Below are 22,257 nucleotides of genomic sequence, written 5' to 3'. Positions count from 1 at the left end.
CGGGGCGGGTGCGCAGCCGGCCCGGTGAGGGCACGGTGTTCGACCTGTACTTTCGCGCGGCTGCCCTGCAGGCGGGGGAGGGGGAGGCGCCCGCCGTGCCCGGCACTGCGCGCACCACGCCGGCGGCGCGCGGCACGCGCATCCTGTACGTGGACGATGACGAGCTCATCGCCGACCTGATGCAGCGCCTGCTGCGCCGCGCCGGGCACGAGCCACGCGTGTTCACCAGCCCCATCGAGGCGCTGCGCGCCGTGCGCGGCGGCGAGGTGGACTACGAACTCGCGATCCTGGACTACTCCATGCCCGGCATGAATGGCGTGGAGCTGGTGCGCGCACTGCGCGAACGCCACCCCGGCATCGCGGCGGCCATCACCTCGGGCTACCTCAGCGCCGAGCTGCGGCGCGAGGCCTTGGCGGCCGGTGTGACCGAGCTGATCGACAAACCCAACACCGGGGAAGACCTGCTGGAGGCAATCGACCGGCTGATCGAGCGGCTGCACCAGCCCTGCGCGCCCGATCCGGTCGGGCATTGGCCGTAACCGGACGGTCACTCAAGCTCCTGCGCCCAACCGCGCCCTCAAGCCTTGGTGTCGTCGTGCCAGGCCAGGGCATCGTCGAGGAACTGCCGCGCGGCGGCGAATTCCAGGTTGTCGATGGCCTTCGCCAGGGCTTGCACGCGTTCGGCACCCAAGCGGACTTCCAGCGCGGCGCGGCAGGCCTCGAAGGTATCGACGCCTTCGAGGTCTTGCGCCTGCAGTTGCTCGGCCAGGCGCTCGATCCGCGCGGCGGATGCGGCGGCATCGGCGTCGGTGATGGGCGCGGCCTGCACCGGGGATCGCCGCTCGACGCCATCGGCGGGCGCAGCGGCCCGCAAGGCGTCGAACGCGGTGCGCACGGCGGCCAGCGCGGGCCCGGCGGGCGCGGTTTCAGCGTCCGGCTCCAGCGCCGCCTCCAGCGCAGTGGCCGCGCGGGCCAGGGCCTGCGCGCCCAGTACACCGGCGCTGCCACGCAGGCGGTGGGCGCGGGCCCGCCAGGCCGCCCGGGCAGTGCCGTCCCAGCCCGCGGCGGCGTTGGCTGACAAGGCCGCCCAGTCGCCATGTTCGGCCAGCAGCCGCGTGAGCAGGCGCTGGAACAGCACATGGTCGCCGCCCAGCTGGCGCCGCGCGGCCTTGGTGTCGATGCCATCGATGGCGGGCCAGCCCGCCGGCACAGCCACCGGCGGCTGCGACGGCGGCTGCGGCACGGGAAGCACCGTCAGCGGCGCGGGCGCCGTCGTGGCCGCGCGCGCCGATGCCGCGCGGCGCACCGCATCGATCATTTCCTCGGGGTCGATCGGCTTGGCCAGGAAATTGGTGAAGCCCGCCTGCAGCGCACGGCGGCGCTCGTCGGCCAGAGCGCCGGCGGTCAGCGCGATCACCGGCAGGTCCACCAGCCGCAGTTCGTTGCGGATGCGGTTGGTGGCCTCCAGCCCGTCCATCACGGGCATCTGCACGTCCATGAGCACCACGTCGAAGGCGGCCGGCGACGCGCGCAGCCAGCCCAGGGCCTGCTCGCCGTCACCGCAGGTCTGCACGCGCGCGCCCTGGCGTTCCAGCATGCGCCGCGCGATGTCGAGGTTGATCTCGCTGTCGTCGACCAGCAGCACGGTGAGTCCCGTCAGGCCATGCGAGTCGCTGGACGCGGGCGCTGGTGCCGGGCGCGGCAGCTCAGCGGCCTCGGCCGGTCGCAGCGCCACGCGCAGCCAGAACTCGCTGCCCCGCCCGGGCTCGCTGCTCAGGCCCACCTCGCCACCCATGAGCGCGACCAGGCGGCGCACGATGGACAGGCCCAGGCCTGTGCCGCCGAAGCGGCGCGTGGTGGTTTCGTCGGCTTGCGTGAAGGGCTGGAACAACCGCGCCTGCACCTCGGGCGGTATGCCGATGCCGCTGTCGTGCACGCTCAGGCGCAGTTGCGGGCCGTCCCCGCCGCTCAGCACCTCGGCACTGATGACGATGCCGCCCTGCTGCGTGAACTTGAGAGCGTTGCCCACCAGGTTGACGAGCACCTGGCGCAGCCGCGCGGCGTCGCCCCTCACGTAGGGCGGCACGTCCTCGGGCATGCGCAGCGACAGCGTCAGGCCCTTCTCGCGTGCCGGCAGCGCGTACACCGACTCGACCTCGCGCAACAGGCCGCACAACGCGAAGGGCTCGTCGGCCAGGCGCATTTCGCCCGCCTCGATCTTGGCCAGGTCGAGCACGTCGTTGACGATGCCCAGCAGCGAACGGCCGGCCGTTTGCGCGCTGTTGAGCAACTGGCGTTGCGCGGTGTCCAGCGGCGTGTCGGCCAGCAGGTGGGCCACGCCCAGCACGGCGTTGAGCGGGGTGCGGATCTCGTGGCTCATGTTGGCCAGGAAGGCGCTCTTGCTCTGGCTGGCGGCCTCGGCCGCGCGCGTGGCTTCGCGCAGGCTCTGCTCGATGGCCTTGCTCGCGCTGATGTCCTGCGCGGTGCCGTACATCCATTCCGGTTCGCCGTCGGCGGTGCGCGTCTGCAACCGACCGCGGTCAAGCACCCAGATCCAGTGGCCCTGGGCGTGGCGCATGCGCACCTCGCATTCGTAGAAAGGCAGCTCGCCCTTGATGTGGCGGCGCAGGCGCTGGCGCGCCAGGGCCAGGTCGTCCGGGTGCACGTGGTCCGCCCAGGCCCGCACGTGGGTGGGCCGCAGCTCGTCGTAGTCGTGACCCAGCATCTCGGCCCAACGCTCGTTGAAACGCGCCTCGCGCGTCTGCATGTTCCACTCCCAGGTGCCCGCGTTGGTGCCGGCGAGGATGCTCTCCAGGCGCAGGCGTTCGGTGGCCTGCAGCGCCAGCGCCGCCTCCAGCTCGCGGCGGTTGCGGTTGCGCTCGGTCACGTCGTCGACGATGGCGTACCAGCCGTGCACCACGCCGTGGCGCGCGTCCGGCAGATAGTTCAGCCGCAGCTCGCGCGGCTCCCCCGTCGCGGGGTTGGTCACGGACACCTCGAACACCTGCTGGCGGCCGTCCAGCACGGCCTCGATCCGCGGCCTCAGGCGCTCGTAGACCGCCTCGCCCACGGCTTCGCGCACGCTGTACCCGGCCAGCGCGCCACCACGGGGCCGGTGCCAGCGCAGGTTGGCGCGGTTGGCCACCCGGTTGATCTGCTCGCGGTCCCAGTAGCTGATCATGGACGGCACGGCGTCGAGCACGGTGCGCTGGAAGCGCTCGGCGTCCTCCAGCCAGTGCGTGCGCTCGGCGACACGGTCTTCCAGGCGGGCGTTGAGTTCGGCGGCCTGGCGGTGCCGCCGGCGCAGGTTGAGCCACAACCCTTGAAGCGCAGCCACCAACAGGGTGCCCAGGGCGCCGGTCCAGGCCACCATTGCCGGACGCGGCAGATTGAACTGGGCGGCGAACGAAGGTCGGGCCGTGGTTTGTATGGCCCAGGAGCGGCCAAAGGGCACCCGCAGAAGCGCCTGCGAGGGAGCGTCGGCCTGTGGTGCTTCTCCCAGATTCACGGTGCTGAAGAAGGGTTCGGCCAGCTCGGGCTCGGTGATGTCGGTGAGCGTGAGCGCGATGTGCTTCTCGTGCAAGGCCAGGCTTTCGATCACCTCGCCGAACACGAGCGGCGAATAGACCCAGCCGTAGGCCGCCGCGTCGCGGGCCTGCGGGGTGTCGATGGGCGCGCCGCGGCGAAACACCGGCAGCATCACGACGAAAGCGGGCGCCCCGGGGGCCTGCACCAGCGTCGTTGGTCCCGTCATCAGCGGCAGGTTGCGCCGCACGGAAGCGGTGGCCAGGGCACGGCGGCCCGGCTCGGGCGCGACATCCAGGCCGACCGCCTGGTGGTTGCGCTCCAGCGGCTCCACCAGCTCGACCACGATGCGCTCGCCCGCGTTCGGCTCGTGGCTGCGGATCGGCGCGTCCGCCACGCCCAATCGCTGGCGCAGCGACCGGTACGCCGCTTCGCCGCCGGGTGGCAGGCGGCGCATGAAGCCGAAGCCGCGCACGCCGGGGTACTCGCGCTCGATGTCCCGCGAGTGCATGTAGTCGCGAAAGTCCGCTGCGCCCAGCCCGAACTCCCCGGCTTGCCGGGCCACGCCGCGCGCCGCCCGCAGGCCCTGCTCGACAAGGTCGAAGCGCTGTGCGATGTCGTCGGCCAGCTCGCGCGATTGCGCCTCGAACCGGGCCCTCAAATAGGCTTCGTTGGTGCGCTCGCGCTGGTCGACGGCCACGGCCGTGAGCAGGCCGCCGCACAGGAGCGTGACAGCCACCCACAGCCAGGAACGGGAATCGACGCGCCAGAGCTGCATGCGGGCTTCAGAGCTTGAAGACGCGCACCGTCTCGGTGACGGTGCCGGCCTGCGCTGCCAGCGAGGCGGCGGACGCGGAGAGTTGCTCGACCATGGCCGCATTCTGCTGCGTCAGGCTGTCCAGCTGGGCCACGGCCGCGTTCACCTGACTCACGCCCTGGGATTGTTCGTTGGACGCGGCGCTGATCTCGGCCACCAGCGCGCTCACGCGGCCGATGCTGCCGGCGCTTTCCTGCACGGTGACGCGTGTCTCCCCCACCAGTTGCGCGCCCGCCTGCACCTGCAGCTGAGAGGCCTGGATCAGCGACTTGATTTCCTTGGCCGATTCGCGCGCGCGCGCCGCGAGCGTGCGCACCTCGCCCGCCACCACGGCGAAACCGCGGCCGTGTTCACCGGCGCGTGCCGCCTCCACCGCCGCGTTGAGCGCGAGCAGGTTGGTCTGGAAGGAGATGCCGTCGATGACCCCGACGATCTCGGTGATGCGCTCGCTGGCGGACTGGATGTCGGCCATGCGCCGAGCCACCGCTTCGATGGCCTCGCCGCCGCGTTCGGCCTGGCCGCGCGCCTCGCGCGCCAGTTCGGCCGCGCGGCCCGCCGCATCGGCGTTGGCCTTGATGGTGGCCGTCATCTGTTCGAGCGAGGCCGCCGTCTGTTGCAGGTTGCTGGCCTGCGCCTCGGTGCGCGAGCTGAGGTCGGCGCTGCCCGCGCTGATCTCGCGCGTGGCGTCGTGCATGCCCTCGACCTGCGTGCGCACGTCGCTCACCACGGCCTGCAGGTTCACGTTGAGCTGGGACAGGCCGCGGTGGATGCGCCCGATCAGGCCGCCCGCGCTGTCGGTGCGGCGCGTGGCCAGGTCGCCGGCGGCGAGCCGGTTGGCCGATTGCAGGATGCGTCCCAGCGGCTGGTCGCCCAGGCGCTGCAGCCAGGCCCCCGCCAGCAGCGCTGCCACGCTGGTCATGCCGATGGCCAAGGTGTGGCTGGGCATATACGAGCCCAGCAGCGCGCCGGCCGCGCCCATGGCCAGCAACGACAGCAGGGTGCGCTGCCCGAACGCCCATCGCGCCGCGCGGCCCAGGCGCGCCAGCGGCGAGCGGCGCTGCAACTCCCCGGCGGACAACACGTGCAGCGCGCGGCCGGCCGCGGCCTCCTCGCGCATGCGGGCGTACAGCGCCTCGGCCGCGTGCACCTGCTCGCTCGTGGGCTTGGTGCGCACCGACATGTAACCCGTGGTGCGCCCGCCATCGATCACCGGCGTCACGTTGGCCAGCACCCAGTAGTGGTCGCCGTTCTTGCGCCGGTTCTTCACCAGGCCCGACCAGGGGTGGCCGCCCTGGATGGTGGCCCACATGTCGCGAAAGGCCTCCTGCGGCATGTCCGGGTGGCGGATCATGTTGTGCGGCTGGCCGATGAGCTCCTCACGCTCGTAGCCGCTCACCTCGACGAACGAGGGGTTGCAATAGACGATGCGGCTCTTGAGATCCGTGGTGGACACCAGGGTCTGGCCATCCTGCATCGGGTATTCGCGTTGGGTGACGGCTCCGTTGTTGCGCATGGGGCTCTCCAGTGAGGGATGCCAGGGCTTTCGGCCGAAAACCAACCGGCTTGTGTCGGGAAACCCTGATTCCGACAGCCGGAAAAGCGCTTCAGGCGGCGCGCGCCAGCGGTGCGGGAGCGCTGTCGGACATGGCCTGGGCTGGAAAGTGGCGGCGCGCCCACCAGCGCAGCACGCGCGGCAGTTCCGACCAGTGCCACAGGCTGCCCTGGCCGCGCAGGCCTTCGGCCGGCGGGTCGTCGAAGACGAACACCTCCAGCTCCGAACGCCAGCGCGCCAACTGCCCCACCAGGGCGCGGCCGGTGCCGCGGTCCAGGCGCGCGTCCACGATGGCCAACGCGGGGGGCCGCGCCAGCGCCAGCCGCAGGGCCTCTACCGGGTCGCTCGTCCAGCGCACCCGACCTGGCAGGGGCCAGCGGGCGACCTGGTCGCGCACGTCCTGCAGCGCCTGGCCACGCGGGCACAGCACCAGCACCTCCAGGGTGCCGTGCTCCAGTCCAGGGGGAAGGGTGGGTGCCATGTCGATCTCCAGGTCCATGGAGACCGATGGTGCGCGCCGGGGCGTGGCGGCGCTGCGGGGAAATCTGGATGCGCGGGCAGCGGGTAAGCCCGCTGCGCGTGTCAGAGATCGTCCGCGCTGATCAATCCTTCACGGATCGCCAGCCGCACCAGCGCAGGCAGGTCGCTCACACCCAGCTTGGCCATGAGCCGGCTGCGGTAGCTCTCGACCGTTTTGGGCGACAGGTGCAACTGCTCGCCGATGGCGGCGCTGGTGTGCCCCTGCACCACGAGCTGGATCACCTGGCGCTCGCGCACCGAGAGCGAGGCCAGGGGGTTGTTGTCGTCGCCCTGCGTGAGCCCCTCCACCGCCAGTTGCGCCACCGGCCCGCCCAGGTGCTTGCGGCCGGCGGCCACGGCCTCCACTGCCTCCAGCACCTCGCGCGCGGGTGAGCCCTTGAGCACGTAGCCGAAGGCGCCCAGGCGCATGGCCTCGGCCACGTGGCGCGGCTGCGCCGACATGGTGAGCATGATCACGCGCGCCGGGGCCTTGCGCTGCACGAGCTGCTCCAGCAACTCGAAGCCCGAGCGCAGGCCCAGGTGCAGGTCCAGCAGCACCACCGAGGGCGAAAGCCGCACGATCTCGGCCAGGGCGCCGGTGGGGTCGGCGGACTCCCCCACCACGCGGTGGCCCGCGTCTTCCAGCACGGCCTTCAGGCCGTCGCGCAGCATGGCGTGGTCGTCCACCAGGTAGATGTCGCTCATGGGGTGCCTCTCCTCTGGGTTGTCTGTTTCAGTTTTCGGGTTCGTTCAGGGCTTCAAGTTCGCCGAAGACGCTGTCGGGGCGGGCCGTCCAGATGAGTGTGACGCGGGTCCCCCGCACGCTGCGCGCGCGCGCGCTCAGCCGCGCGCCGATGGCCAGCGCGCGCTCGCGCATGCCGACCATGCCCAGGTGCCCGGGCCGGCCGAAGGCCATCTCCTCGGCAAGCCCCGTGCCATCGTCGATGACGTCCAGCCGCAGGTGCGTGGCGTCGCCCTCGATGCGCACCACGATGCGTCTGGCCTCGGCGTGCTTGAGCGCGTTGGCCACGGACTCGCGCGCCACCATGAAGGCCGCGTACTCCACGTCGTCGGGCCAGCGCTGCGCGATCACCTCGCCCACGGTCTGCAGGTGCAGCGTCACCGGATCGGCCTCGGCCGCGCGCTGGCGGATCTCGTTGTCCAGCGCGGCCGTCAGCCCGAGGTCTTCCAGCATGGGCGGGCGCAGCCGCACCAGGGCCTGGCGCACCTCGGCGATGGCGTGGTCGATCTGGCGGCCCACGGTGGCCGAGCGCTCCTGCGCGCGCGGAGGCAACAGCTCGCGGCTCATCTGCGCCAGCGAGTCGAAGGACAGGCGGATCGCGCCCAGCGTCTGGCCAAGCTGGTCGTGCAGCGTCTGGGCAAGCTCGCGCGTGGTGTTCTGTTCCTGCGTCAGCAGGCGCTGGGTGAGTTCGGAGAGTTCGAGCTGGTAACGCGCCAGCGCCTGCTCGGCGCGCACGCGCTCGGTCACGTCGCGCAGGATGGCGGTGAGCAGCTTCTGCCCGCGCACGGTGATATGCGAGATGGAGGCCTCCAGCTCCAGCTCGGCGCCGTCGGCGCGCACACCCTTGACGCGGCCGAAGCCCATGGGCCGGGTGCTGGTGGTCGATTTCGAGAAGCGCTGCATGAGCGCCAGGTGCTCGCCGCGGTGCTCGGGCGGCAGCAGGCTGTCCAGCGGCTGGCCGATCATGGCCTCGGCCTCGCGGCCGAAGATGCGCGCGGCCGCCGGGTTGAACAGGCTGATGCGCCCGTGCAGGTCCACACTGATGACGGCGTCGCTGGCGGAGTTGATCAGCGCGGACAGCACCTCGCCCTGTTCGCGCAGACGCATCTCGCTCAGGCGCTCCACGGTGAGGTCGCGCACCTGGGCCAGCAGGCCGATGGGCTCGCCGTCGGCGCCGAAGACCTTGGTGAGCCGCCACTCGCCCCAGATGTCGGCGCCGTCGCGGCGCAGCAGGTGGGTTTCGAAGCTCCAGGGCCCCAGCCCGGCGACCATCTCGGGCCGGATCGCCTGGCGCACGCTGTTGGCCGGGTCCTTGTCCCGGAAGATCTCATCGACGTGGCGGCCCTCGGTCTCGGCCGCGCTCCAGCCGAACATGCGCTCGGCCGCGTCGTTCCAGAACAGCACGTGAAAGTCCATGTCCACCAGGTACATGGGCGAGGGCATGTGCTGCAGCACGGCCTGCAGGCGGCTGGCGTCGTGCAGTACCTGGGTCAGGGTTTGCTCGCTGCGCGAGCCGCCGCTGCCCTGCGCGGGCAGGCGGCGCATCTGCTCGGCGATGACGCGCAGCACCGTGCCAGGCGCCGCATCCGACTGCGGGCCCAGGCGCTCGGCCACCACGTCGATCATCTGGTTGAAGGGCCGCGCGAGGCGCCGCGACAGCCAGAAGCCGCCCAGGCCGACCAGCAGCACCGTGAGCCCGCCCCACACAAGCACGTAGCGCTCCAGTTCGCGCACCGGCGCCAGCGCCAGGCTCAGGGGTTGCCAGGCCACCACCTGCCAGTCGGTGCTCAGCGGCAGCAAGGGGCGGTCGACCACGTGGCGCACGAGCAGGATGGTGTCGCCATCTTCGGTGTCGAACACGCGCGGGGTCCCCGTGGGCGTGCCCAGCAGATCCAGCCATTGCGCGGGCGACAACCGGGCCCGCTGGCCCAGCAGACGCTGGCCGTCCACATTGGCCAGTTCCAGCTGCAGGCCGCGCCGCGCCTCGGCCGGGCCCAGCACGTCCTCGCGAATGCGGTCGTAGAAGCTGGCGTCCAGGTGCGCGGCCAGCACGCCGGCCGGCGCGCCCGTGGTGTCCCGGTAAGGCATGGCGATGTCGGCGAGTTCCGTGGGCACCGGCCGGTCCAGCGCAGCCAGCGGCGCGCGCAAGGCCACGGGTGGGTGCAGGCTGCCGAACCAGGCGCCCTCTCGGCCTTTGAGGAACACCGGCCGCGGCGCGATGGAGACACCTTCGAGCAGGCCATCGCTGGCGGCGAGCACCTCGCCGTCGGCGTTCGTGGCCCCGATCCACACGTAGCTGCGGTTGCGCTCACGCAGCCGGTCCATCTGCGTGCGCCAGTGCGAGGGCGAAGCCAGTTGCTGGGGCAGCAGCGCCAGCAGGTCCATCTCGGCAGTGGCCCGCGACAGCGAGCGCGCGAGCCGGTCGGCGTAGACGGACGCCGCCTGCTCCACGCGCTGCCCGGCGCGCAGCTCGAGTTCGTCGCCCACGACGCGCTCCACCGACCACACCATCAGCGCGAGCAACAGCAGCGCCACCGCCGCGGGCAGCAGTGGCAACCAGAGTTGAACCGGGCGTTTGCGGTTTCCCGCCATGCGGGGGCGTCCTCCCGCCCTCTCCGCCAGCCTCCCTGACGGCTCTTCGATCGGGCGTGCGGCGACTCTACGTTACATATCTCTCTGTGCACAGGGGGTATACAAGTCCCCCCACGCTCAGGCCGGCTCTGTGGCGTGCCGTGGCGGCGGTATCGCGCCCGCCTCGGCCAGTCGGCGCAGGGCCTCCTCGTCGAAGCCGAACTCGCGCAACACCTGCTGGGTGTGCTCACCCACCAGCGGCGCGGGGCCGGTGCGCGTGGGGCTGTGGCCGTCGAAATGCACGGGACAGCCGACCGCCTTGTCCAGGCCCGTGCGCGGGTCGGGGTTGTCGATCACCATGCCCACAGCGCGGGTTTGCGGGTGGCTCAGGGCCTGGCCCACGTCCTGTACGGGGCCCACGGGCACGCCGGCCGTGGCCAGGGCTGCTGTCCAGTGCGCCACGGTGTTCGTGCAAAGCACCGCCGTCATCAGGGCCTCCAGCTCGCGCCGGTGACCCAGGCGCGAGGCACCGGTGGTGAAGCGCGGATCGTCCGCCCACTCGGAGTGGCCCAGGGTGGCCGCAATGCGCAACCAGTTGGCCTGGTTGCCGCCGCCGATGGCGATGGCGCCGTCGGCGCAGGCGAAGGTCTGGTACGGCGCGATGAGCGGGTGCGCGGTGCCCATGGGTTTGGCGACGATGCCCTTGGAGAAATACGCCGCCGCGAACCAGTAGGTCTGCTGCAGGCAGGCCTGCAACAGCGAGGTGTCGACCCGCCCGCCGCGCCCGGTGCGCAGGCGGCGGATGTAGGCCGCCAGCACGCCCAGCGCAGCCAGGATGCCGGCGTTCACGTCGGCCACCGAAATGCCGGGCTTCACGCCCGCGCGGCCTTCTTCACCGGTGACGCTGATGAGGCCCGAGAAGGCCTGCAGGATCAGGTCGAAGCCACCCTGCTGCGCCAGCGGGCCGACGCGGCCGTAGCCCGAGATGGCGGCGTAGATCAGGCGCGGGTTGGCCTGCATCAGCACCTCGTGCCCCAGGCCCAGGCGCTCCATGGTGCCGACGCGGAAGTTCTCGGTCACCACGTCCACCTGCGCCACCAGACGCAGCAGTGCCTCTCGGCCCTCGGGCGTGCGGATGTCCAGCGCCACCGAGCGCTTGCCGCGGTTGATCATGGTGAAGGCCGGCGACAGGCCCGGGTCGCCCGGGCGCTGATAGCCGCGCGCGTCGTCGCCGCCGGGGAAACGCTCCACCTTGATCACGTCGGCGCCCATGTCGGACAACAGCACGCCGCACACCGGGCCGGCCATGATCTGCGAGAGCTCCAGCACCTTCAGGCCCGCGAGCGGGCGCTCGAAGTCCTCGGGCGGGTCGTTCGATACGGTCATTCGGTCAGCCTTCCATCTTGATGCCGGCGGTCTTGATGACCTGGCCCCACTTGGCGTGGTCGGCGCGGATGCGCTCGACGAGCCAGGCGGGCGTTTGAGCGCCCGCGTCCTCGACGCCGTAGCGCTCCAGCGTGGCCACCACCTCGGGGTCGGCGATGGTCTGGGCCATGGCCTGCTGCAGGCGCTGCGCGATGGCCGCGGGCAGTTGCGGCGGCGCCACCATGGCGAACCAGGGCGTGGCCTCGTAGCCCGCCACGCCCTGCTCGGCGATGGTGGGGATGTGCTTCAGGCTCGACGACCGCTTCGCCGAGGTGACGGCAATGGCGCGCATGCGCCCGGCCTGGATCAGCGGCAGCGCGGGCGCGATGGTGGCGAAGGCCACCTGCACCTGCCCGGCCATCAGGTCGTTCATGGCCGGCGCCGCGCCCCGGTAGGGCACGTGGCGGATCTGCGTGCCGGTGAGCTGCTTGAACAGCTCGCCCGCCAACTGGTGCGGCGAGCCGATGCCGGAGGACGAATACGCGTAGGCCTCGGGCTTGTCCTTGAGCAGCTTCACCAGCGAGGGCAAGTCGCTGGCGGGCACGTCGTTATTGACCAGCAGCACCAGGCCGCTGGCGCCCACGTAGCCCAGGGGCGTGAAGTCGCGCACCGGGTCATAGGCCACGCTGCGCAGGTTGGGGATGATGGCCATGCTGCCGGTGTCGGCCAGGTAGAGCTGGTAGCCGTCGGCGGGCTGGCGCGCCACGTAGGCGGCGGCGATGGCCCCGCCCGCGCCGGGCCGGTACTCGAACACCACGGGCTGGCCCAGCAGCTTTTCCAGCCGCACGGCCAGGGTGCGGGCCACGATGTCGGCCGCGCCGCCGGTGCTGTAGCCAATGTGCAGCTTGAAGGCCTGCGAGGGCCAGGTGTCGGCGTGCAGCGCGGGCAGGGCCAGCGCCGCCGGGGCGGCGCCCGCCAGGCGCAGCAGGGTGCGTCGTTGAATGTTCATGTGTTGTCTCCTTCGTTGTGGTGATCGTCGGCGGGGGCTCTGCGGCCCCTCGCGCTTCAGCGTCCCTTGAACACGGGGGCGCGTCGCTCCTGCCAGGCGCTCATGCCTTCGCGCAGGTCCTCGCTGGCCAGGCTGGCGCGGTGGCGCGCATCGCTGGCGGCCACGTCCAACTCGCCGCGCGCGATCTGGTTGAGCGAGCGCTTCATGCCCGCCACCGCCAGCGGCGCCTGCGCGGCCAGGGTGCGCACCAGGGCGTCCACCGTCTCGTCCAGCGCCTCGGGGGCCACCACGTCGGTGAGGTAGCCGATGCGGTGCATCTCGTCGGCCTTGATGGTGGTGGACGTGAGGAACAGGCGGCGCGCCGCGTTGGTGCCCAGGCGGTGCGACCAGCGGATCAGGCCCTCGGTGTAGTAGTGCAGGCCCAGGCGGCTGGCGGGCATGAACATCTCGCTGTCGCTGCGGCCGACGCGGAAGTCGCAGCTCAGCGCCAGGTCGGTGGCGCCGCCGTAGACGGGGCCGTTGAGGCGGCACACGGTGGGCACGCGCAGGTTTTCCAGTTCCAGCGTCATCGCCGGGAAATCGGGCAGCGGGCGCCCGGAGCGGGCCCCGGGGGCGATGGCACCGCTGCGCTCGCCGAGTTCGTCCAGGTCGTAGCCGCTGCTGAAGGCCCGGCCGGTGCCGGTGAGCACCAGCACGCGCACGGACGGATCGCGCTCCACCTCGGCCCAGATCTCGCGCAGGCGGATCACGTCCTCGGCTTGCAGGCGGTTGAGCACGCGCGGGCGGCGCAGCGTCACGGTGGCCACGCCGTCGCTCACCACCAGCTCGGGCAGATCGCTCAGACCCTCGTCTCTTGCATTCATTTCGGTCTCCTTTGTGTTTGTATAAATTTATATGAGTGCATTTTTCTGGTCAAGTAGATCTTTAATAGGGGTAAACCGCGATGCATGAATTCCCGGAACGCGTCTGCGCCGTACACTGCCGCCCATGAACGACACGACGACCACGGCCGAACCCACGGCGGCCACGGTGACCGATGAGGTGCGGTTGGCGCTGGAGGACGACATCCGCCAGGGCCGCCTGCGCCCCGGCGACGCGCTGGACGTGAAGGCCGTGGCCGAGCGCTTCGGCATTTCGCGCACGCCGGCGAAGGAGGCGCTGCTGCAACTGGCCGCCGCCGGCCTGATGAACTTCTCGCCGCGGCGCGGCGCCGTCGTCACACGGCTGGAGCCGCGCGAGATCTTCGGCATGCTGGAGGTGCTGGCGGTGCTCGAAGCCGAAGCGGCCCGCCTGAGCGCGCGCCGCATGAGCAACGAACAGCGCCAGGCGCTCGACGCCGTGCAGATCGAGGCCGGACAGGCCGCCGAGCGTGACGACATCGCGGCGTACACCGAGCTCAACTTCCGCCTGCACGGCCTCATCTACCAGGGCTGCGACAACGCCTACCTGGCCGGCCAGATCGTGCGCATCCGCGAGCGGCTGGCGGCCTACCGCCCGGTGTCCTTCGAGCGGCCGGGCCGCATGTCGGCCTCGCACCGCGAACACGGCGCCATCGTGCGCGCCATCGTGCGCGGCGACGAGCCCGAGGCGCACCGCGCCATGACGGAACACATCACCGTGGGCGGCACCGCACAGGCCGAACTGATGCTGCGCATGCGCTGAGCGGCGCACGCCGGCGCCTCACGCTCAGGAGATCAGCCCAGGCCGAGCAGGTGCGCCAGGTCCTTGCGCGGCGCGGGCTTGTCCAGCATCAGGTGGCGCTCCAGGTCGCGCAGGTGCCGGTCCATCAGCGCCACCGCGCCGTCGGCGTCGCCGCGCGCGATGCGCTCGACGATGCCCTCGTGCTCGTCGTGTTCGCAGGCCGCGTTGCCCGGCGGCTGGTGCAACGCCACGATGAGCGAGCAGCGCGAGACGATCTCCACCAGGTAGCGGTGCAGGATCGGGTTGCCCGAGAGTTCGGCCAGGCGCAGGTGGTAGGTGCTGGCCAGGCGAGCCCAGGCGGGCTGGTCGTGCCGGTGCATCACCTTCGTCTCGGCCTGCAGTTGCGCGCGCAGGGCCTTCAGGTCGGCCGGCGTGGCACGCTCGGCCACCAGGCGCACGATGGCCGCCTCCAGCGCGCGGCGCGCCTCGAAGATCTGCTGCGTTTCCTCGCGCGTGGGCACGGCCACGGTGGCGCCGCGGTTGGGCCGCAGCTGCACGATGTGGTCGTGCGCGAGTTTCTGCAGCACCTTGCGCACCACCGCGCGGCTCACGCCGAACAACTCGCACAACGGTGCCTCGGGCAGCTTGGTGCCGGGCGGCAGGCGCTGGCTCATCACGCTCTCGAACACGGCGCGGTAGATCCGGGCCTCGACGTCGTCTCCCTCGGCGTCGGCCAGCGCACCGGCCGCGCGCGGAGGCTGCGGGTCGACATCGAGGTCGGCCGCGCGCGCGGCGGCGCGGCGCGGTGGCTTTTTCCTTGAGGGGGCGGCGGCGTTCGGCATGGCGCGCAGTCTGCACCAAATGGGCGGCGATCAGAGCGAGGCGTGGACCTCGCCCGCGAGGCGGATGAGGGCGAGGTCGCTGCCGGGCGCACCGAGCAACGAGACGCCCACCACCTCGCCCTCGGGCGTGTTCACGGGCAGGCTCACCTGCGGCAGCCCGGCCAGGCCGGCGATGCAGGTGATGGCCATGGTGCGCAGGCGCACCGCATCCACCTCGGCGGGCGCGGCGTCACGGCGCGGCGCCAGGCTGGCGGCCGAGGGCAGCACGGCCACGCCGTCCTCGCCCAGCAGACCTCGCACGGCGTCGCGGATGCGCGCCCATTCGGCGTTCGCGGCCTGGGCCTGTGCATCGCTCACCCGGCTGGCGCCGACCCAGCGCGCGGCGATGGCTTCGCCGAACACCGGCTGCGCGGCGCGGATCCACTCGCCGTGCACGCGCCAGCCTTCGTGCGCGCCGGCCGTGGCATAGACCTGGCGCCAGTCGGCCAGGGCCTGATCGCCGGCCCAGCGCGATACCTCGGCCGCCGCACCGAGGCGTGCGGCCAGCGCGTCGCGCACGCGCGCCAGCGGCGCGGCGGACAGCGGGTCGGCCAGGTCCCAGGCGTCCTGCGGCACCAGCAGCCGGCCCGGTGACCAGGCGCTGGCGGGCAGCAGCACGCGACCCACGCGCTCGAAGCTGTCGAAGGCGTGGGCCAGCCAGGTGACGGTGTCGAAGGACGGGTGCAGCGGCACCAGGCCCTCGGCGCTGACCAGGCCGTGCGTGGTGCGCAGGCCCCACAGGCCGCCGTAGCTGGCGGGCACGCGGGTGGAGCCGCCGGTGTCGGTACCGAGCGCGAAGTCCACCAGGCGCGCGCCCACGGCCGCGGCCGAGCCGCTGGACGAGCCCCCAGGCACGCGCTCGGGGTAGCGCGTATTGAGCGGCGTGCCCAGGTGTGCGTTGTCGCCGTGCAGGCTGTAGGCCAGTTCGTCGGTGAGCACCTTGCCCATGAGCGTGGCGCCCGCGCCCAACAGGCGCTCGACCACGGGCGCGTGCGCCGTGGGCACGGGGTGCGTGGCCAGCCAGGTGGGGTTGCCCGCGCCCGTGGGATGGCCGGCGACGTGGAACACGTCCTTGGCCGCGAAGCGCAGGCCGCTCAGCGGGCCGTGCGGCTGGCCTTCGATGACGAAACGTCCGTGCGGCACCCAGGCACCGACGCTGTCTTCAAGTGGAAAGGGGGTCATGCGAATGCCTTGGGTTCGTGCGCGGCCAGGGTGGCCATGTGTTGGACGATCTCGCCGGGAGTGGTGAACCAGACCTCGCCCCGATCGCGCGCCGCGGCCAGGTGTTGCAGGGCGCGGCGCAGGTGGCGCAGCCGGTAGGGCTGGCCCACCAGGTAGGGGTGCAGGGCGATGCCCATCACCAGCGGCTGGGCGCGCGCCTGCTCGAGCATCTCGTCGGTGTTGTCGATGACCATCTGCGCGAAGTCCTTCCCGTCCATCTGGCGCGCCACGATCATGGGAATGTCGTTGAGCTCCTGCGGGTAAGGCACGGACCACAGCGTGCGCCCGCTTCGCGTGCGCATCGGCACGGGCTGGTCGTCGTGGCACCAGTTGAGCGTGTATCCGTAGCCGGTCTCGGCGAGCAGGTCGGGCGTGAGCCGGCTCTCGGAGATCCACGGCGACAGCCAGCCACGCGGCGCCACGCCGCTGTGCTGGCGCATCTGCTCGCGGCAGTGTTGCAGCAGCGCGCGTTCGCCGGCCTCGTCGAGCGCGGCCTGGCGCTCGGCGTTGCTGTGGCCGTGGCCCACCAGCTCGTCGCCGCGCGCCACGAAGGCGGCCACCAGTTCCGGGCAGTGCGTGTACAGCGCGGTGTTGATGAGCGCGGCCGTGGGCAGGGCCAGGCTGTCGAACAGCTCCAGGCAGCGCCAGGCGCCCACGCGGTTGCCGTACTCGCGCCAACTAAAGTTGAGCACGTCGGGCTGCGGCGAGGCCGGGCCGATGTTGGCGCCCAGGCCTTCACCGAAGGCGAAGTGCTCGATGTTGAAGCCGATGTACACCGCCAGGCCCGCGCCATTAGGCCAGCGGTAGTGCGGGCGCTGGGTGATGGCCCGGTAGGGGAAGCGGCCGTGGTCGGGCAACGGGCCGAGGTACTGGGCCGTCACGTCACGGGCCTCCGGTTCAGCGAGGGCTCCAGCAGCCACTCGGCGCTGTCGTTCCACACCTGCATGTCGGTGATGAGGCCGTGGCTGACGACGTAGCGGTCCACGTAGCGGTTGTCCTCGAAGGGCGTGCCGTCGGGCCATTCGCCGTGCAGCGTGCCCAGGCTGTAGACCACGGTCTCGACCGCGCTGCCGCCGGCCACGGTCTCGGTGCGCTCGATGCGCTTCTTCACCCAGCGGTAGCGGCCCGCGTTGAAGGCCGCGCACTCGGCGGGGTCGGCCATCTCGCGGTGGCCGGTGAAGCGGATGCGCAGGCCCGGCGCGACGAAGCGGCGCGCACCGGCGGGGTCGGGAATCATCAGGATGCGCAGGTACTCGTCGACGACCTGCGCGGGCGTGAGGGGGGCTGTGGGGACAGCGGTGTCTGGCATGGGGCGGCTCCACGAAATCTTGGCCGGCGCGGCGCACCGGCCTGGGGCGTTTCGCACCGACACGGATCCGCACCGGCACGCTATCGGTGTGTTCGCAAGTCGTGTGCCAGATTGTCAACAATCCAATCAAAGGAATGAGCACACGACAAACCAAGGATTGAGAACACTGGCACAGGACTTGCGACCGGGGCGCTGCGCTTTCCTCACCGTCCCCGTCCACCCTTTCCAGGAGTCCTGCCATGTCCCTCTTCTCCTTCGCCCCCACCCGGCGCGGCGCGCTGGCCGCCGCGGCCGCCCTCGCCGCGGCTTCCTTCGGCGGCACGGCTCTCGCCGCCGAGCCCATCAAGTTCGGGCTGGTCACCGCGCTGTCGGGCCAGTCGGCCCTGGCCGGCGAAGCCATCACGCGCGGCATGCAGATCGCCATCGACGAGATCAACGCCAAGGGCGGCGTGCTGGGCCGCCCGGTGGAACTGGTGCGCCGCGACGACGAGGCCAACCCCGCCAAGGGCGTGGTGGCCGCGCGCGAGCTCATCTACCGCGAGAAGGTGGCGGTGGTCTTCGGCGGGCTGGACACGCCGGTGTCCATGGCCATCGTGCCGCTGATGAACCAGGAGAAGGTGCCCTTCATGGGTCCCTGGGCGGCGGGCACGGGCATCACGAAAAACGGCGCCAACCCCAACTTCGCCTTCCGCGTCTCGGCGGTGGACGAGATCGTCGACGAGGGCATGCTCGCCTACGCGCAGAAGAACTTCGGCGCCAAGAAGCCCGGCCTGATCCTGGTGAACAACCCCTGGGGCGAGAGCAACCAGAAAGGCCTGGCGGCCGCGATGGCGGCGAAGAACGTCACGCCCGCCGGCATCGAGAAGTTCGAGGCCAACGACGTGGACATGGTGCCGCAGCTCACGCGCCTGAAAGCCAATGGCGCGGACGTGCTGTTCATGGTGGGCAACGTGGGCCCCTCCGCGCAGGTGGTCAAGTCGCTCGACCGCATGGGCTGGAAGGTGCCCGTGGTCTCGCACTGGGGACCGGCGGGCGGGCGCTTCACGGAACTCGCGGGGCCCAGCGGCAAGGACGTGCACTTCGTGCAGACCTACAGCTTCTTCGGCAAGCAATCGCCGGTGGGCGAACGGGTCATCAAGGCCATGGTGGCCAAGTACCCGAACGTGAAGGGCCCGGCCGACATCACACCCGCCGTGGGCGTGGCCAACGCCTACGACGGCACGCACCTGGCGGCGCTGGCCATCGCGGCGGCCGGCTCCACCGACGGCGACGCGGTGCGCCAGGGCTTCTACAAGATCGGCAAGTACGAAGGCCTCATCAAGACCTACGACAAGCCCTTCAGCGCGGCGCAGCACGACGCCGTTCTGAGCAGCGACTATGTGTGGGCCCAGTTCATCGACAACCGCATCGTGCCCGTGGGCATGACCACGAACTGAGCCCCCACGCTCCGCCGCTGCGCGGGTCGCTGCCCCCCGAGGGGGCTGACCCGCCTTGGGGCGGCCCGGCGGCGGGTCGTCCACTGAAGAACCAAGGAACTTCGTATGTTGGTGATCTCCGCGCTGATCAGCGGCCTCGGGCTGGGCAGCATGTACGGCCTGATGGCCCTGGGCTTCTACGTGACCTACGCCGTCAGCGGTACGGTCAACTTCGCCCAGGGCAGCTCGATGATGCTGGGCGCGGTGCTCACCTTCAGCTTCGCGCAGACCTTCGGCTGGCCGCTGTGGGCGGCCATCGCGCTGGCGCTGGCGCTGTGCGCGCTCTATGGCCTGCTGGTCGAGTGGCTGGCCGTGCGGCCGTTCGTGAACCGCGGCTCCGACGCCTGGCTCATGGCCACCGTGGCCCTGGGCATCGTGCTCGACAACCTGGTGATGTTCACCTACGGCAAGGAGCCACGCAGCCTGCCCTCGCCGCTGGCGCAGTCGCCGCTGGAAATCGGTGGCCTGGGCCTGGGCGTGTACCCGCTGCAGTTGCTCATCCCGGTGGTGGGCCTGGCGCTGGCCGCACTGCTGCACACGCTGTCGCGGCGCACGCGCTGGGGCACGGCCCTGCTGGCGGTGGTGCAGAACCGCGCGGCGGCGCGGCTCATGGGCATTCCCATCCGGCGCGCGGTGGCCCTGGCCTTCGCGCTGTCGGCGCTGTTCGCGGGCATCGCGGGCGTGCTGATCGCGCCGCTGTTCAACGTGGCGGCCGACATGGGCACGCTGTTCGGCCTGAAGGCCTTCGCGGTCGCCATCCTGGGCGGCATCACCAGCGCCTGGGGCGTCATGATCGCGGGCCTGCTGTTCGGCCTGGCCGAGGCCACCATCACCGCCACCCTGGGCTCGGGCTACACGCAGATCCTCACCTTCGCGCTGGTCATCGCGGCGCTGGCCTGGCGCCCCAACGGCCTGTTCGGCCGCGCGGAGGTGAAGAAGGTATGAGCCGTGTGACCTCCCGCACCACGCCCCGCCCGCTGGGCCTGGGCACGCCCGCGCAGATCGCGGCCGTGCTGGCGCTGCTGGCCGTCGGCGCAGTGCTCGCGCTCACCGTCAACGGCTACTGGGTCTTCGTGCTCGCCAACGTGGCCCTGCTGGCCATCGTGGGCATCGGCCTGAACGTGCTGCTGGGCCTGTCGGGCCAGGTGTCTTTCGGCCATGTGGGCTTCTACGCCATCGGCGCCTACACGGTGGCCATCCTCACCACGAAGGCGGGCTGGAGCCTGTGGGCCGCCTGGCCCGTGGCCGCGCTGCTCGGCGGCCTGGCGGGCGCGCTGCTGGCGCTGCCCGCATTGCGCGTGAAGGGCCCCTACCTGGCGATGATCACCATCGCCTTCGGTTTCATCGTGGAGCACGGCATCGTCGAGGCCGGCGCGCTCACGGGCGGGCAGAACGGCATCATGGGCCTGGCCGCGCCCTCGCTGGGTTTCGCGCAGGGCGAGCGCGCGGTCGCGCTGCTGGCGATCGCCACCCTGGGCGTGGCGCTCGCGGGCTACGCCTGGCTCTCACGCGGCACCTGGGGCGCGGGCCTGCGCGCGGTGCGCGACGCCGAGACCGCCGCCGAATCGATCGGCCTGAACCCGCTCTTCATCAAGACGGTGGCCTTCGCCGTGTCCGCCGCGCTGGCCGCCGCCGCGGGCGCGCTGTTCGCGCCGCTGTCGGGCTTCGTCACGCCGCACACCTTCGGCTTCCTGCAGTCCATCCTGTTCGTGCTGGTGGTGATGCTGGGCGGCGCGGGCTCCGTGGCCGGGCCGCTGGTGGGCGCGGTGGTGGTGGGCCTGCTGCCGGAGCTGCTGTCGGGCCTGGAAGAGTACCGCCTGTTGTTCTTCGGCGCGCTGCTGCTGGTGGTGCTGTGGGCCGCGCCCGACGGCGTGACCGGCGGGCTGCGGCGCCTGCGCGAGCGCCTGTGGCCGCTGGCCCCCCCGCCGGCCGGGTGCGGCGAGGCCGCGCTGGGCCTGCACGCGCGCGAACGCGCCGGCCTCCAGGCGCGCGGCATCACCATGCAGTTCGGCGGCGTGCGCGCGGTGGGCGATCTGAGCCTGCGCGCCGAGGCCGGCCGCGTGACCAGCCTGATCGGCCCGAACGGCGCGGGCAAGTCCACCGCGCTCAATGTGCTGGGCGGTTTCTACCTGCCCACGGCTGGTGCGTTCGCGCTCGGCGCGCGCGAACTCGCAGGCCAATCGGCGGTGCGCATCGCCCGCGCCGGGGTCGCGCGCACCTACCAGACCTCGCAGCTCTTCGGTTCGCTGAGCGTGCTGGACAACGTGGTGCTGGCCATGGGGCGCGGGCGACTCGGCCCGCTGCTGGGCGCGGCGCGCCGGCTGGCGCCCGAATACACGACACGCGCGCGCGAGCTGCTGGCCTTCTGCGGCTACACCGGCTCGCCGCACGCGAAGGCGGCCGACCTGCCGCACGTCGATCGCCGCCTGGTGGAAGTGGCCCGCGCCCTCGCCACCGACCCGGACGCGCTGCTGCTCGACGAGCCCGCCGCCGGCCTGTCGCGCGAGGACAAGGAACAACTGGGCGCGCTGCTGCGCCGCATCGCCGACGCGGGCGTGGCCGTGCTGCTGGTGGAACACGACATGGCCCTGGTCATGGGCATCAGCGACCACGTGGTGGTGCTGGACGCGGGCGAACGCCTGGCCAGCGGGACGCCGGCCGAGGTGCAGGCCGACCCCGCCGTGCAGGCCGCTTACCTGGGAGAAGGCCTCGACGCTGGCGATGCAACGAAGGCACGGGTGCCAGTGAACAGCGAGGAAGCCCTTGGCGTCGGCGCCCTGGTCGCCGGCCACGGCGCCGAGCCCGTGTTGCACGGCATCGACCTGCGCGTGCGCCGTGGCGAGGCCGTGGCCCTGCTGGGCGCCAACGGGGCCGGCAAGTCCACGCTCATGAAAGCCATTGCGGGCCTGCACCGGCCCGTGCGTGGCGGCATTCACCTGGACGGCGTGGCCCTGCACGGGCTGGGCGCCGAGCAGGTGGTGGCGCGCGGCGTGGTGCTGGTGCCCGAGGGCCGCCAGGTATTCCCCGAACTGAGCGTGCTCGACAACATCCGCCTCGGCGCCTTCCTGCGGCCCGAGGACCGCGAGGCGCGCGTCGAGGAGCAGCTCGAGCGCTTCCCGCGCCTGCGCGAGCGGCTGCACCAGCGCGCCGGCCTGCTGTCGGGCGGGGAGCAGCAGATGCTCGCCATCGCCCGCGCCCTGATGTCGCGCCCGCAAGTGCTGCTGCTGGACGAGCCTTCGCTGGGCCTGGCACCCAAGGTGATCGCCGAACTCTTCGCCGCGCTGGACCGGCTGCGCCGCGAAGGCCTGACCCTGTTGCTGGTAGACCAGATGGCCGGTCTGGCGCTGGCGCTGGCCGACCGCGCCTACGTGATGGAGGGCGGGCGCATCGTGGCCCAGGGCACGGCGGCCGAGATCGCGGCCGACGGGGCGCTGGCGGCGGCCTACCTGGGCGAGCAGGCCGTGGCACCCGCGCCCGCGGCGCACGCGGCCTGAGGCACACTGGCCGCCCGCGCCACCCCGGGACCCGGCGGCGGTGCTCGCGATTTGCATGGCACGCCATCGGCGGCTAGAGTGGCCGCTCCGGGGATCGGCCCCGTCATGGCCCGCACGATGGCGGCGGGTGGGAGGC

17 protein-coding genes are annotated in these 22,257 nt (G+C 72.0%); 5 read left to right on the top strand and 12 right to left on the bottom strand.

All coding sequences use genetic code 11. The features are described from left to right. Positions 1 to 539: response regulator (locus BN948_RS17485; RefSeq protein WP_156037844.1), on the top strand; the 539-nt coding region annotated here is incomplete at its 5' end. 38 nt (positions 540 to 577) lie between these two features. On the opposite strand, the gene BN948_RS25775 is transcribed toward BN948_RS17485, so the two are convergent. From BN948_RS25775 to BN948_RS17445, 8 genes are all read right to left on the bottom strand, one after another. Then, positions 578 to 4,303, bottom strand: a complete 3,726-nt coding sequence (locus BN948_RS25775; protein ID WP_051756199.1) for a CHASE domain-containing protein — start codon at positions 4,301 to 4,303, stop codon at positions 578 to 580. 7 nt (positions 4,304 to 4,310) lie between these two features. Beyond that, the gene (locus tag BN948_RS17475) at positions 4,311 to 5,855 is read right to left on the bottom strand and encodes a methyl-accepting chemotaxis protein (protein WP_035622957.1); all 1,545 of its coding nucleotides are present in this window, start codon (positions 5,853 to 5,855) and stop codon (positions 4,311 to 4,313) included. Positions 5,856 to 5,946: 91 nt separating this feature from the next. Then, the gene (locus BN948_RS17470) at positions 5,947 to 6,375 is read right to left on the bottom strand and encodes a hypothetical protein (protein WP_138820247.1); all 429 of its coding nucleotides are present in this window, start codon (positions 6,373 to 6,375) and stop codon (positions 5,947 to 5,949) included. A 101-nt stretch (positions 6,376 to 6,476) separates the two neighbouring features. Further along, positions 6,477 to 7,118 carry a response regulator gene (locus BN948_RS17465; RefSeq protein ID WP_035622951.1) on the bottom strand — a complete coding sequence of 214 codons (642 nt, stop codon included), beginning with the start codon at positions 7,116 to 7,118 and terminating at the stop codon, positions 6,477 to 6,479. 28 nt (positions 7,119 to 7,146) lie between these two features. Next, entirely contained in the window at positions 7,147 to 9,747 is a 2,601-nt protein-coding gene (locus BN948_RS25770; protein WP_051756197.1) for a sensor histidine kinase, read from the bottom strand. A 117-nt stretch (positions 9,748 to 9,864) separates the two neighbouring features. Further along, complete coding sequence (locus tag BN948_RS17455) at positions 9,865 to 11,112, bottom strand: CaiB/BaiF CoA transferase family protein (protein ID WP_035622948.1); 1,248 nt, start codon at positions 11,110 to 11,112, stop codon at positions 9,865 to 9,867. Positions 11,113 to 11,116: 4 nt separating this feature from the next. Next, complete coding sequence (locus BN948_RS17450) at positions 11,117 to 12,100, bottom strand: Bug family tripartite tricarboxylate transporter substrate binding protein (protein ID WP_035622945.1); 984 nt, start codon at positions 12,098 to 12,100, stop codon at positions 11,117 to 11,119. Between the two features lie 56 nt (positions 12,101 to 12,156). Next, positions 12,157 to 12,963, bottom strand: a complete 807-nt coding sequence (locus BN948_RS17445) for an enoyl-CoA hydratase/isomerase family protein (protein ID WP_035622942.1) — start codon at positions 12,961 to 12,963, stop codon at positions 12,157 to 12,159. A gap of 124 nt (positions 12,964 to 13,087) precedes the next feature. Here BN948_RS17445 and BN948_RS17440 point away from each other — a divergent pair, with 124 nt between their 5' ends. Further along, complete coding sequence (locus BN948_RS17440; protein ID WP_051756194.1) at positions 13,088 to 13,762, top strand: GntR family transcriptional regulator; 675 nt, start codon at positions 13,088 to 13,090, stop codon at positions 13,760 to 13,762. 32 nt (positions 13,763 to 13,794) lie between these two features. Here BN948_RS17440 and BN948_RS17435 read toward each other — a convergent pair whose 3' ends face one another. From BN948_RS17435 to BN948_RS17420, 4 genes are read right to left on the bottom strand one after another with little or no spacing between them, the layout of a single operon-like run. Further along, positions 13,795 to 14,583, bottom strand: coding sequence for a GntR family transcriptional regulator (locus BN948_RS17435; RefSeq protein ID WP_035622939.1), 789 nt, complete (start codon positions 14,581 to 14,583; stop codon positions 13,795 to 13,797). A 30-nt stretch (positions 14,584 to 14,613) separates the two neighbouring features. Then, positions 14,614 to 15,804, bottom strand: a complete 1,191-nt coding sequence (locus BN948_RS17430; protein ID WP_035622936.1) for an amidase — start codon at positions 15,802 to 15,804, stop codon at positions 14,614 to 14,616. Beyond that, the gene (locus BN948_RS17425) at positions 15,801 to 16,724 is read right to left on the bottom strand and encodes a polysaccharide deacetylase family protein (protein ID WP_035622933.1); all 924 of its coding nucleotides are present in this window, start codon (positions 16,722 to 16,724) and stop codon (positions 15,801 to 15,803) included. Before BN948_RS17425 ends, BN948_RS17430 begins: the two co-directional genes overlap by 4 nt. Continuing rightward, the gene (locus tag BN948_RS17420) at positions 16,721 to 17,152 is read right to left on the bottom strand and encodes a nuclear transport factor 2-like protein (RefSeq protein ID WP_035622931.1); all 432 of its coding nucleotides are present in this window, start codon (positions 17,150 to 17,152) and stop codon (positions 16,721 to 16,723) included. Before BN948_RS17420 ends, BN948_RS17425 begins: the two co-directional genes overlap by 4 nt. Positions 17,153 to 17,391: 239 nt before the next feature. Here BN948_RS17420 and BN948_RS17415 point away from each other — a divergent pair, with 239 nt between their 5' ends. The 3 genes from BN948_RS17415 (at position 17,392) to BN948_RS17405 (ending at position 22,121) form a co-directional block, all read left to right on the top strand. Then, a complete protein-coding gene (locus tag BN948_RS17415) occupies positions 17,392 to 18,588 on the top strand; it encodes an ABC transporter substrate-binding protein (protein WP_035622929.1) in 1,197 nt (398 codons plus the stop codon). A 105-nt stretch (positions 18,589 to 18,693) separates the two neighbouring features. Next, positions 18,694 to 19,572 carry a branched-chain amino acid ABC transporter permease gene (locus tag BN948_RS17410; protein ID WP_035622927.1) on the top strand — a complete coding sequence of 293 codons (879 nt, stop codon included), beginning with the start codon at positions 18,694 to 18,696 and terminating at the stop codon, positions 19,570 to 19,572. Then, on the top strand, positions 19,569 to 22,121 hold the full coding sequence (locus tag BN948_RS17405; protein WP_035622925.1) for a branched-chain amino acid ABC transporter ATP-binding protein/permease: 2,553 nt from the start codon (positions 19,569 to 19,571) through the stop codon (positions 22,119 to 22,121). The genes BN948_RS17410 and BN948_RS17405 overlap by 4 nt, the downstream gene beginning before the upstream one ends. The last annotated feature ends 136 nt before the right edge of the window (positions 22,122 to 22,257 follow it).

It is taken from the genome of Hydrogenophaga intermedia, assembly GCF_000723405.1.
In the GTDB taxonomy this organism is placed as follows: domain Bacteria; phylum Pseudomonadota; class Gammaproteobacteria; order Burkholderiales; family Burkholderiaceae_C; genus Hydrogenophaga; species Hydrogenophaga intermedia.
The sequence above is the reverse complement of the archived record's forward strand: the minus strand, read 5'-3'. Positions and strand labels throughout refer to the sequence as shown.